This window comes from Pseudomonas sp. B21-041, from assembly GCF_024748675.1.
GTDB classification, from domain to species: Bacteria; Pseudomonadota; Gammaproteobacteria; order Pseudomonadales; family Pseudomonadaceae; genus Aquipseudomonas; species Aquipseudomonas neuropathica.
The window spans coordinates 3,799,049-3,810,943 of record NZ_CP087175.1 but is presented as its reverse complement, the minus strand read 5'-3'; the positions used below and the strand labels follow the sequence as shown (position 1 = coordinate 3,810,943).

The window sequence follows — 11,895 nt, the reverse complement described above, 5'->3', positions numbered from 1 at the left end:
ATTCTTGGGTTGGATCAGCGCTGGTTGCGCCGCGCCGCCCGTTGCCGACAAGCCGCGCCGAATGCCTGGAAAATCTTCAAGTAGTTCGGGTTATCGAGCACTTGCCATTCCGGGTGCCATTGCACGCCGAGGGCGAAGGTCGGGCTGTGCTCGACCGAGATCGCCTCGATCAAGCCGTCCGGCGCCACCGCTTCGGCACGCAAGCCGGGAGCGAGGCGATCAATGCCCTGGCTGTGAATCGAGTTGACCTGGAACTCGCCGGGCAATCCCAGCGCCTCGAACACGCCGCCAGCAAGCACGGTCACCGCGTGAGCCGGCGCGTATTGCACGGCCACATCAGGGCTGTCGGCTTCACGGTGATCAAGCATGCCTGGCAGCTCATGCACCTTCTGATGCAGGCTGCCGCCGAACGCCACGTTCATTTCCTGGAAGCCCCGGCAAATGCCGAGCACCGGAACGCCCGCCGCGATGGCTGCACGTAATAAAGGAAGGGTGGTGGCATCCCGCGCCGGATCATGATCCGTGCCGGGTTCGCTGGCCGGGCCTTGATAGTGGAAGGGCTCCACGTTCGAGGGCGAGCCGGTCAGCAGCAGACCGTCGAGTTGACCGAGCAGGTCTTCGATTTCAGTCAGCTTGCCAAGGGAAGGAATGACCACTGGCAGCCCGTTAGCGCCAACGCTGACAGCACGTACGTACTTGTCGCCGCTGATGTGATAGGGGTGCAGGCCAATCTGTTTGACGCAGGCAGTAACGCCGATCAATGGCTTGAATGCCATTTTTATTCACCTCGAAGTTTGACACTTGAACGAGCTTTTCCGGAGCTTAGCCTCGTTGATTTTAATTAACAACTGCCATGTAAAAAATTCTAAACGCCGTTCATCAAATCTTCATGATTCTCGGGGCTGTGGCGCCTGTATTGGCACGCAAGTGTTAAAAAAAGCCCGAAAAATAAACCCTGAACGGCCATCTGTTCGCTATTGACTTCACTTTGCCGTTCGGGTTGACTGGCTCGGCGAAACAGCAGTGAACATAATAATTAACAGCTAAATAGGTGCATCATGTCGGTCCCTCTGCGTACCGTTCAACTCAACGAAGCAAACGCATTCCTTAAGAAATATCCTGAGGTTTTGTACGTCGACCTTCTGATTGCGGATATGAACGGTGTGGTGCGCGGCAAGCGTATCGAACGCACCAGTCTTCATAAGGTTTACGAGAAAGGCATCAACCTGCCGGCCTCGCTTTTCGCGCTCGACATCAACGGCTCCACGGTGGAAAGCACCGGTCTGGGTCTGGATATCGGCGACGCTGACCGCATCTGCTACCCGATCCCCGGCACCCTGAGTATCGAGCCGTGGCAGAAGCGCCCAACCGCACAACTTCTAATGACCATGCACGAGATCGAAGGCCAGCCGTTCTTCGCCGACCCGCGTGAAGTGCTGGCCAACGTCGTGCGCAAATTCGACGACCTCGGCCTGACCATCTGCGCGGCATTCGAACTCGAGTTCTATCTGATCGACCAGGACAACGTGAACGGTCGTCCGCAATCGCCACGTTCGCCGGTGTCCGGCAAGCGTCCGGTGTCGACTCAGGTGTACCTGATCGACGACCTCGACGAATACGTCGATTGCCTGCAAGACATCCTCGAAGGCGCGAAAGAGCAGGGCATCCCGGCTGACGCGATCGTCAAGGAAAGCGCCCCGGCGCAGTTCGAAGTCAACCTGCATCACGTCTCCGACCCGATCAAGGCGTGCGACTACGCCGTCCTGCTCAAGCGTCTGGTGAAGAACATCGCCTACGACCATGAGATGGACACCACCTTCATGGCCAAGCCGTATCCGGGCCAGGCGGGCAATGGTCTGCACGTACACATTTCGATCCTGGACAAAGAAGGCAACAACATCTTCGCCAGCGAGGATCCCGAGCAGAACGCCGCACTGCGTCACGCGATCGGCGGTGTGCTGGAGACCCTGCCTGCGCAAATGGCGTTCCTCTGCCCGAACGTCAACTCGTACCGCCGCTTCGGCGCGCAGTTCTACGTACCGAACTCGCCGAGTTGGGGTATCGATAACCGCACCGTTGCGGTTCGTGTGCCAACCGGGTCGGCCGATGCTGTGCGTATCGAGCATCGCGTCGCCGGTGCTGACGCCAACCCGTACTTGCTGATGGCTTCGGTGCTGGCCGGTATTCACCACGGTCTGACCAATCAGATCGAGCCGGGCGCCCCGGTGGAAGGCAACAGCTACGAGCAGAACGAACAGAGCCTGCCGAACAACCTGCGCGACGCACTGCGCGAACTGGACGACAGCGAAGTCATGGCCCGCTACATCGACCCGATGTACATCGACGTGTTTGTTGCGTGCAAGGAAAGTGAGCTGGCCGAGTTTGAGAACTCGATTTCTGACCTTGAGTACAACTGGTATCTGCATACGGTGTGATTGGCTGAGGCCCTCAAAAGCTGAAGAGCCCCTCACCCTAACCCTCCCGAAACGTCGGACCGCCCGGAGGGAGAGGGGACTGATTCGGGGATGCTCGGGGAATCCGCCGACCTGAACGATTTTTGCCGAATCTATATTCGACTCGGTCGTTCAGGTCGGTGTATCTCCCAAGACAACTCGGTCGGTCCCCTCTACCCACGGGAGAGGGCTAGGGTGAGGGCAGCCATCTCAAACCAGACACAACACCCCGACACCCCCAATCCCCCCCTTGTCGAGCCACAACAATGACAACGACCCGCAACGACTGGGAACAACGCTTCCAGTCCCTGACCATCGAAGCCCGCGCGTTCATCAACGGTGAATACCGCCCGGCCATCAGTGGCGACACGTTTGAATGCCTGAGCCCCGTCGACGGGCGTTACCTCGCCTCCGTGGCCAGCACCGATGAAGCCGACACCAACCTCGCCGTTGAAGTCGCGCGTCAGTCTTTTGAATCCGGCGTGTGGGCGAAAAAAGCCCCGGCCGAGCGCAAGCGCATCCTGATTCGCTTCGCCGATCTGATCCTGCAGAACCAGGAAGAGCTGGCGCTGCTGGAAACCCTCGACATGGGTAAACCGATCAGCGATTCGATGAGTATCGACATCCCGGCGACCGCCAACGCGATCCGCTGGAGCGCCGAAGCCATCGACAAGATCTACGACGAAGTCGCCGCCACACCCCACGACCAACTCGGCCTCGTCACTCGCGAGCCGTCGGGCGTCGTTGCGGCGATCGTGCCGTGGAACTTCCCGCTGATCATGGCCAGCTGGAAATTCGCGCCGGCCCTGGCGGCGGGCAACTCGTTCATCCTCAAGCCTTCGGAAAAATCGCCGCTGACGGCGATCCGCATTGCTCAGCTTGCGCTGGATGCCGGCATTCCGAAAGGCGTGTTCAACGTGCTGCCAGGCTTCGGCCACACTGTCGGCAAGGCGCTGGCGTTGCACATGGACGTCGACGTGCTGGCCTTCACCGGCTCCACGGCGATTGCCAAGCAACTGATGATTTATGCCGGGCAAAGCAACATGAAACGCGTCTGGCTCGAAGCCGGGGGCAAGAGTCCGAACGTGGTGTTTGCCGACGCCCCGGACTTGCGCGCGGCAGCACAAGCAGCGGCCGGCGCCATTGCCTTCAACCAGGGCGAAGTCTGCACCGCTGGTTCGCGTTTGCTGGTCGAGCGTTCGATCCGCGAGCAGTTCATTCCGCTGTTGGTGGAAGCGTTGCAAGCGTGGAAACCGGGTCATTCACTCGATCCGGCGACCACCGTCGGTGCCGTGGTCGATCAGCGTCAACTCGACAATGTGCTGCGCTACATCAGCATCGGTCGCGAGCAGGGCGCCGAACTGATCGCCGGCGGCCAACGCACCCTCGAAGAAACCGGCGGCCTCTATGTGCAACCGGCGCTGTTCGACGGCGTGACCAACGCGATGACCATCGCCCAGGAAGAAATCTTTGGCCCAGTGCTGTCGCTGATCACCTTCGACACCGCCGAAGAAGCGCTGCAGATCGCCAACGACAGCATCTTCGGCCTCGCCGCCGGCGTCTGGACCAGCAACCTGAGCAAGGCGCACACCTTCGCCCGTGGCCTGCGTGCCGGCAGCGTCTGGGTCAACCAGTACGACGGCGGCGACATGACCGCACCGTTCGGTGGCTTCAAACAGTCGGGCAACGGCCGCGATAAATCGCTGCACGCGTTCGACAAGTACACCGAGCTGAAAGCGACCTGGATCAAGCTCTGACTCTATTACAGCGGTGGTCGCCTTTGATTGGCGGCCCTCGGAGAAACGTATGAAACAGCAACACGTAAACAGCTACTACGCCGCCACTCGCAATGAAGTCATCGACTTTCCGGTTCTGGAAGAGTCGGTCGAGTGCGACGTCTGCATCATCGGCGCTGGCTACACCGGCCTGTCTTCGGCGCTGTTCCTCACCGAAGCCGGTTACAAAGTGACGGTGCTGGAAGCGGCGAAAGTCGGCTACGGCGCCAGCGGTCGCAACGGCGGTCAACTGGTCAACTCCTACAGCCGCGACGTCGACGTGATCGAAGAGCGCTACGGCGACAAGACTGCAGAAATCCTCGGCAGCATGATCTTCGAAGGCGCCGACATCATCCGTTCGCGCATCAAGGAATACGACATCCAATGCGACTACCGCCCGGGCGGTATCTTCGCAGCGATGAACAAGAAACAACTCAACGGTCTGGCCGAGCAGAAGCGCGGCTGGGAGCGTTATGGCAACCGCAATCTGAAGATGCTCGACGCGGCTGAGATTCGTCGTGAAGTCGGCTCCGATGCTTACGTCGGTGGTCTGCTCGATATGCAGGGCGGCCACGTGCATCCGCTGAATCTGGCGCTCGGTGAAGCGGCTGCGATCACGCGTTTGGGCGGCAAGATTTACGAGCAATCAGCGGCTGTAGAAATCAAATACGGCGAGCCTAACGTCGTGCGCACCGCCAAAGGCCAGGTCCGCGCCAAGTACCTGCTGATCGCCGGCAACGCTTATCTGCCGCAAGGTCTCGACAACCGCGTGACCGCGAAAAGCATGCCGTGCGGTTCGCAGATCGTCGTCACCGAGCCGTTGACCGAAAAGCAGGCGCGCAGCCTGATCACCAACAACTACTGCGTCGAAGACTGTAACTATCTGCTGGATTACTACCGCCTCACCGCCGACAACCGTCTGCTTTACGGCGGCGGTGTGGTTTACGGCGCGCGGGAACCGGACGACATCGAACAACTGATCCGCCCGAAGATCCTCAAGACCTTCCCGCAGCTCAAAGACGTCAAGATCGACTACCGCTGGACCGGCAACTTCCTGCTGACCATGTCACGCATGCCGCAATTCGGCCGCATCGAAAAGAACGCCTACTACATGCAAGGCTACAGCGGCCACGGCGTCACCTGCTCGCACCTGGCCGGCAAACTGATCTCGGAAATGATCCGTGGCGACGCCGAACGTTTCGACGCTTTCGCGTCCTTGCCGCACATGCCAATGCTCGGCGGCCGCACCTTCTCCGCGCCACTGACCGCCCTCGGTGCTGTCTACTACTCACTGCGCGACCGTTTCGGCATCTAAGTTACCTCCCCGGCGGCGGCCCCCAAGACCCCGCCGGTTTTTCTTATCGCAACACTCCCTGATATCCAAATGTGGGAGCTGGCTTGCCAGCGATGAGGCCAGCAAACACAACATCAATCCGACTGAAACACTAAAGATCAAATTGTAGGAGTGAGCCTGCTCGCGATGAGGTTAGAAAAGACACCATCACTCCCGCTGACACACCACAAAACCTGTGGGAGCTGGCTTGCCAGCGATGGCGGTCTTTCAGCAAAAGGGATGTTGAATGTGCCACCCAATCGCTGGCAAGCCAGCTCCCACAGGTTTTGTATTCAGCCCAGAATTACCACCGGCAGGTTCATTTCACCCACCGTCCATCGAACCTGCTGAGCAACACCGGCAAACGTGATTTAATAGCCGCCTTTCACGGTTCCGGGACACGGGAGCAACGTGATCCGCGCCCCTCGCGCGGCACCCGCCACCCACCCCCATCGCCCTTAAGTCGTTCTCACATAAGGCTGTCATGGATACGGGTTCTCGACTCAAACTAGTACGCGAAAGCTACAAACTCTCCCAGCGCGAGCTGGCCCGGCGTAGCGGCGTGACCAATGCCACCATCTCCCTGATCGAACAGAATCGCGTCAGCCCCTCCGTCAGCTCACTGAAAAAGCTGCTCGAAGGCATACCGATGTCCCTGGCCGACTTCTTCACCTTCGACCAACCCCCGCGCGAACACCAATACGTCTTCCGCGCCAACGAACAACCCGACCTCGGCCGCCATGGCTTGCGACTGCTGCTGATCGGCGCCTCCGTACCCAGCCGGCAGATGCGCTTGCTGCGCGAGCAATACGCACCAGGCGCGAGTTCGGGGGAAGAGCCGATTGTGCATGCTGAGGGCGAGGAGTGTGGGTTGGTGACGCGGGGCACGGTTGAGTTGACCGTGGATGGGTCGGTGAGTGTGTTGAATGCGGGGGATGGGTATTACTTCCCGACCACGCTGCCGCATAAGTTCCGGAATATCGGGGCGGATGAGGCGGAGATTATTAGTGCGAATACGCCGGCGAATTTTTAATCATAAGTGGCTAGGCCAACCCTTTGAATTATCTTGATTCGTTCGAATACTTCACTTTAGGAGGATTGATAAGATAAGTGACTCTTCGGTAATTTTGTACATAGGAGTCACTTATCTCAGAAGCTTTTACATTAGAATTTTTTTCCTATCGCGATCAAAAAATCAGCAACAACTCCTAAGTATGATTGAGCATGGGCTGGCAGTGACGAGGGTAGGGGCACATCTGCTTGGTAGCCGTATCCTTCGAATAGTTTGGCGGAATCGAATAAAGATGCAAAAACCTGTGACTTAGAGAAGAACTCTGCAAGAACATCGGCTTTGACATCGGATGCTTGATCGGCAAGTTCTCGCTCAAGAGTTTGTGATAAGCCCGGTTGGGTGACAACACTTCCTACCAAAGCGGATGCCATTTTTCCAACTTTTAGTGTGAATGATTTTCCTGCGGATCCATATCTAAAGCCATTGTCTAGTAATTGTTTTCTTTGGTCGTGCTCAGCGGCAACATGTTCGCGCAAAATAAAATCTATACATATCAGTAAATGAGAAACTGATATGTATATCATTCGCCAAGTGGGCGCAGAGTCAGAGTGGTTGTTGATTTCGCTCATGTAGTAATCGATGTCGTTTAGCCAAGCATTGGCACCATCGAAGTTTAATGAGTCAAGTATTCTTGATTTGCTTGATTCGTATCTGCCGCGCCAGTCGCCTCCAAGCTTTCCTAGAGAGTGTTTTTCAATTTCAGATACAAGATCTTCTTCGTTAATTCGTGCTAAGTGGCTTCTTTCACTTTTATTTAATCGGGTGAGAAATCTTCCATCTAATACTTTGACTTTATGTTCGAGTCCGAATTCTCGTACATCAGGGCGTAAGTCAGTAGTTGCAACCATGCATCCGTCTAAACCTAATACTTGCTGTAGACCTTTTGCCCAGAATATACGCTCTATAGCTTGAGGCGTTTTTTTGTTTTTTATATCAACATTAAGCCGCTCGCGACCAAAGGCAGAGCTTTTGCCGTAAATAAATAGATCGATATCCGTAATGTCAAATTGATTGTATTTGAATTTGCATCCTCTGACGACAAAGTAACCAATACTCAAGAAGTAATTTCGTACGGTTTCTTCTGCGGCAGAGCCTTTCAGGAGTTGCTGGCTCATCGATTAAGTCCACCTGTCCTGATTTCGTTTAGTAAGTTGCGCGTCTTGAGTTTGACAGCATCTGTCGAGTTTTTTCTGCATACGTCGCGTGTTGTCTCAGGCGCGGTATACGAAGTTACTTTTGCTCCTGGCAGATTATCAACCGCTTCGCCAGTAATATTTCCGCTTTGAATGACTGAGAGTGCTAGGCGCCCGACTTCTGGTTTCAAAAGTTTCATGTTAAACATGCCACCTGTGGCTGGAATCACCTTGACAACGCCTTTATATTCCAAGGCTTGGTAATCATTGCCGATCGCAGTTGCGGGGCCCACTGTTCCACCGTCAATTAATTTTTGCATCAATAATGATATTGCGGTTATTTTTCCGCGATAGTAAGTGCTTACAGTCATTCCGTATGTAAGTGAAGCAACCAAGGCCTTAGCTAAATCAAGTGCATCATCGGCAATTGTACTAGTGAATTTTGAGAACGCAGCTGGTCGAGTTACAAAAGAACTTTTCCCACTTTCATTTCCAACGACGTTTACATCAAACATACCTATCGAATGTAGTTGGGAGAAAAGCTTTTCTCCTAGAATTTTTGTGATTGAGGCTAATGGAAGGCAGCCTGATGCATTCAATCTTGCATTCACTTCATTTAGGTTCTGTGTTTCGCTTGCGTTGAGTGTGCTTAATACAGCACTGATTTTTCGTGCGTCCTCTCTGCGAAACAAGTTCCCATTGAAAATTAGTTTTTCCGTAGCGGAAATAGCTTCCGTATCAAAAAAGCCTATGTTGCTGCCAAGTTGCAGGGTCGACTCTGCATCTGCTTTAGCTATTTTAAAAGTGTCAGAGATGAAGTCTACCGCTAGTGTGCTAGTGATTGGTAAGTCAGACGTAGTTTCAGAAAGGCTGATGACTGCGTCTTCGTAACTTTCTCTGTCGCTCTCTTCGAATATTGTAGCTGTGTGACTTAAGACTTCTTTTCCTGTAAGGCCCAGAACTTCAATGGCGCCTGTACCTGCCAAAATTAATTTTTGTCTTTCGAACTCTGCGATGATTGCCGGGACTTCCGTCTTTGGACTGATGTAATTAGCCCTTGCAAGTGCATCAAGACGCTTATGCGTTATCTTCTCCTGGTTTTCTGCAGATATTGCAGATAAGAATTTACCGCATTTTCCCGCAAACCCTATTGCATCAAAATCTTGATTCGTGGTTGCTTGAAGTTTTTGGCCATGCTGAATAATCCATGCACCTTTAATATTTTTTTCCATTCCCTATCCGCATCCTGTCGTCTGTCAGCGCTTCCTCACCTTTATCTGGTGAGGTTGAATCCCTTATGAACCAGGGGGGCACTTTTGATGATTGCAGATTGCCATCTCCTTATCAATATAGACTTAATGAGGTTCTTCGCTGAAATGGGCTATTGGTGCTGCTAATTTTAGGCCGAGTTAGAGTCTGGAAAACGCATTTCAGATCAACTGCTGGAAGCATCATATTCTCGACCATTTTTTGCGGCTACATCTCTTTCGCATCAAACCCCCGCTGCTCAATCACCCGGAACACATCACTCACGTCCTGCACCATGATTCTGGCGATGTTGGTCACGGTGTTGATGTCATGCTCGGCATGATCGGGGAGGCGGGTACAGGCGATGAGGTCAAGGTATTTGAGGACGGCGTTGAGGCGTTCGGCGGCGCAGGCGTGGAGGTCGCGTAGTGGTGCGTTGGCGTCGATGAGGAGAACGGGGTGGTCGGTGGCGGGGTGGGACATGTGGGCGTAGTGGTGGAGCGGTGTTTTGATCGTCATAGGTTGCACTCTTCAATGGGTCAGGAAGTGCCACCTTTCTGCTGCGAAACAAATGGGTGGCAGCTGTATGCGGGTTCGCAGACCGGAGAAGAGTCAAACCGGCAGACCCGAAGGTCTCCCACACACAGCCGCCATAAAATGAAGCGGTGGCGGATTTTGCCACAGTTGTCATTTGGCGGTGTGTGTCACTTCTGAGGGCTGCGAAACCCATCGCTGACTGCGGTCGGCGACAACCTCACTCTAGGCAGCAATTTCAGCCGCCACAACCGACCTGTAGGACGTGAAGCCCGTACCCGTGGCGAGACAGCTTGCTCCCGCTCGGCGACGCATCCGTCGTAATTCGGGGCGTGCGGTATCTCTGAGAGAAACGGACTATCCGGTTTTGGCGCAGCTTCGCAGCCCAGCGGGAGCAAGCTCTCTCGCCACATGGGGTGTTTTCCTACGAAGTTTTCAGACATCGAAATGGCGCGAGCCTTTTGGGCGATAACCATTCGTCCGGCGCACCGCACGTTCGCCGTAAACCTTCTTCCAATGCTGTAACTCACCCAGCAAAGGAAGAGCCACCATGCTGAACCATAAAATCGCGGTGTTTACCCTCGCGGCATTGCTGTCCGGCAGTTCGCTGTACGCGATCGCGGCTGGCGAAACGCCGACTCCGACAGCCAACGACGGCAACAGCCAGACTCGTGAACCGGCGTCTCCAGCCACCAATGCCGACCCGGATGCCGATTCGCTGCCCAAGGGTGGTGATGGTGGCAAGACCGACAATGGGCCGGTGCCTTCTGCCTCCAAACCCAGCCCTGCGGGTCAACCGTCCGGTAGCAGCAGTGGTGGTAATGGCGGTGGTTAACGGAAATCGCGCACTAAAAAGCCCGGTTTTTTAAGCCGGGCTTTTCTTTGTCTGTCGCAAGCGTGGATATCAGTCGTTTACTTCGTTTTCCAATGCCCGCCGCCATTCTCACAATCAATCCGCGCCTGCGCCAAATGTTCCACGTCGTAGTAATACGTGGTCACTTGTGCGTTGTCGGGGATGTTTAGGGCTTTGGCGTTTTTGTCTTTGCTGGTTGAGTGCGGGTTGGCCAGGGATTCCTGGGTGATCGTGGCGATACACCTGGCCTGGTAGTGATCGGCGCAATGTTCAACCTTGGTTTTTGTGCTGTTGAGCATGTCTTTGCTTTCGTTGCTGCACGACCAGTCGATGGAGTTGACGGGCATGCCTTCGTATTCATAACAACTGTGGGTTTCCACCGCTGGTACCGAGGCGCTGGAGGATTGGGTCTGGACGTCGCAGCCTTCGGCCATGACGCAGGTGGGGATGATGGCGAAGGTGGCGATCAGAAGCAGGAAGCGAATGTTCATCGGGGTTTCCTCTTCAATGGCGCCGTGTCTGATCGGTGATTTGGCGCTAATACAGATTCGAGATTCTGTGGAGGAGGGAGGTTCCATCGGGTTTTTGATTTGCTCCCGTCGCGTACACTGCGAAACAATCAGAAACATTAGCGCCCAAGGAATGGAGCATCACCATGATGGTCATCGGTAGCCGCAACAACGCTCCCACGACGCAACACAAAACCCACGACGTCTACATTTTCAGCATCGACCTGTCCCGGCCGGCCACGCCTTTGTGTTTCGAGCAGTCAATAGGTGGCGGGCATGCCGAGCAGGGCGGTGCGCGATGGTTGGCGCTGGATGAGCTGGACGCCTGGCCCGGCGATTGGCGTGAGCATCTGAACAAGGCTGATTGTGCCTGGGTTGCCGAATTGATCGATGCTCATCCGAAAGCCGATCAGGCTACCTTGGTGTCGTTGATTCTTCAGCGTCATTCCGGGCCTGCGGAGCCAGTCGGACGATTGAAAGCAATCGGCAACTGGCTCAAACGCAACATCCATGTCGGCGGCCGCTACGGCGTCTAACCCTCGGAGACTCCCATGATCCAGACCCTCGAACGCGCTATCGCCATTGCCGCTACGGCTCATGCCGGGCAGGTCGACAAGGGCGGTGCACCGTACATTCTGCATCCGTTGAAAGTCATGTTGCGCATGAGCACGCAGGAAGAACGAATCGTCGCCGTGCTGCACGATGTGGTTGAGGATTGCGGTATCAGTCTCGATGATTTGCGCAAGGAAGGCTTCAGCGAAGAGGTTTTGAGCGCTATCGAGTCAGTGACCAAAGTGTCGGGCGAATCCTATGAAGACTTCGTTGACCGCGCCGCGCAGAACCCGATCGGCCGGGTGGTGAAACTGGCGGATCTGGAAGAGAACAGCGACCTGTCGCGGATTGCCTCGCCGAGTTGGGAGGATCTAGAGCGGATCGAAAAGTATCGGCAGGCAATTGGACGGTTACGCTGATAAAGAAAAGTTAA

General features: G+C 55.2%; 12 protein-coding genes. 7 read left to right on the top strand and 5 right to left on the bottom strand.

Translation table 11 applies throughout. The features are described 5' to 3' along the window. Positions 1-14: 14 nt before the first annotated feature. Complete coding sequence (locus LOY43_RS16690) at positions 15-776, bottom strand: gamma-glutamyl-gamma-aminobutyrate hydrolase family protein (protein ID WP_095047961.1); 762 nt, start codon at positions 774-776, stop codon at positions 15-17. Between the two features lie 282 nt (positions 777-1,058). On the opposite strand from LOY43_RS16690, the gene LOY43_RS16685 reads away from it, so the two are divergent. The 4 genes from LOY43_RS16685 to LOY43_RS16670 all read left to right on the top strand — a co-directional run bounded on the left by LOY43_RS16685 (position 1,059) and on the right by LOY43_RS16670 (position 6,594). Continuing rightward, on the top strand, positions 1,059-2,435 hold the full coding sequence (locus tag LOY43_RS16685; protein ID WP_007918694.1) for a glutamine synthetase family protein: 1,377 nt from the start codon (positions 1,059-1,061) through the stop codon (positions 2,433-2,435). A 284-nt stretch (positions 2,436-2,719) separates the two neighbouring features. Then, the gene (locus tag LOY43_RS16680; protein WP_258708413.1) at positions 2,720-4,210 is read left to right on the top strand and encodes an aldehyde dehydrogenase; all 1,491 of its coding nucleotides are present in this window, start codon (positions 2,720-2,722) and stop codon (positions 4,208-4,210) included. A gap of 49 nt (positions 4,211-4,259) precedes the next feature. After that, on the top strand, positions 4,260-5,543 hold the full coding sequence (locus LOY43_RS16675; RefSeq protein WP_016987688.1) for an FAD-binding oxidoreductase: 1,284 nt from the start codon (positions 4,260-4,262) through the stop codon (positions 5,541-5,543). Positions 5,544-6,045: 502 nt separating this feature from the next. After that, positions 6,046-6,594 (top strand): cupin domain-containing protein, encoded by a 549-nt coding sequence (locus tag LOY43_RS16670; RefSeq protein ID WP_007950154.1) that lies wholly within the window; start codon positions 6,046-6,048, stop codon positions 6,592-6,594. A gap of 131 nt (positions 6,595-6,725) precedes the next feature. Here LOY43_RS16670 and LOY43_RS16665 read toward each other — a convergent pair whose 3' ends face one another. The 3 genes from LOY43_RS16665 to LOY43_RS16655 form a co-directional block, all read right to left on the bottom strand. Further along, positions 6,726-7,748 (bottom strand): hypothetical protein, encoded by a 1,023-nt coding sequence (locus tag LOY43_RS16665; RefSeq protein ID WP_258708412.1) that lies wholly within the window; start codon positions 7,746-7,748, stop codon positions 6,726-6,728. Further along, a complete protein-coding gene (locus LOY43_RS16660; RefSeq protein ID WP_095113592.1) occupies positions 7,745-8,998 on the bottom strand; it encodes a hypothetical protein in 1,254 nt (417 codons plus the stop codon). The genes LOY43_RS16665 and LOY43_RS16660 overlap by 4 nt, the downstream gene beginning before the upstream one ends. A gap of 244 nt (positions 8,999-9,242) precedes the next feature. After that, positions 9,243-9,533, bottom strand: a complete 291-nt coding sequence (locus LOY43_RS16655; protein ID WP_095113591.1) for a fructose-bisphosphate aldolase — start codon at positions 9,531-9,533, stop codon at positions 9,243-9,245. 565 nt (positions 9,534-10,098) lie between these two features. On the opposite strand from LOY43_RS16655, the gene LOY43_RS16650 reads away from it, so the two are divergent. Further along, a complete protein-coding gene (locus LOY43_RS16650) occupies positions 10,099-10,383 on the top strand; it encodes a hypothetical protein (RefSeq protein WP_095047955.1) in 285 nt (94 codons plus the stop codon). 77 nt (positions 10,384-10,460) lie between these two features. On the opposite strand, the gene LOY43_RS16645 is transcribed toward LOY43_RS16650, so the two are convergent. Beyond that, positions 10,461-10,892 (bottom strand): hypothetical protein, encoded by a 432-nt coding sequence (locus tag LOY43_RS16645; protein WP_258708411.1) that lies wholly within the window; start codon positions 10,890-10,892, stop codon positions 10,461-10,463. A gap of 164 nt (positions 10,893-11,056) precedes the next feature. Between LOY43_RS16645 and LOY43_RS16640 the strand changes: the two genes are divergently transcribed. Beyond that, positions 11,057-11,446: a hypothetical protein gene (locus tag LOY43_RS16640; protein ID WP_095047953.1), complete on the top strand. Its 390-nt coding sequence runs from the start codon at positions 11,057-11,059 to the stop codon at positions 11,444-11,446. Between the two features lie 15 nt (positions 11,447-11,461). After that, a complete protein-coding gene (locus LOY43_RS16635) occupies positions 11,462-11,881 on the top strand; it encodes an HD domain-containing protein (protein WP_258708410.1) in 420 nt (139 codons plus the stop codon). The last annotated feature ends 14 nt before the right edge of the window (positions 11,882-11,895 follow it).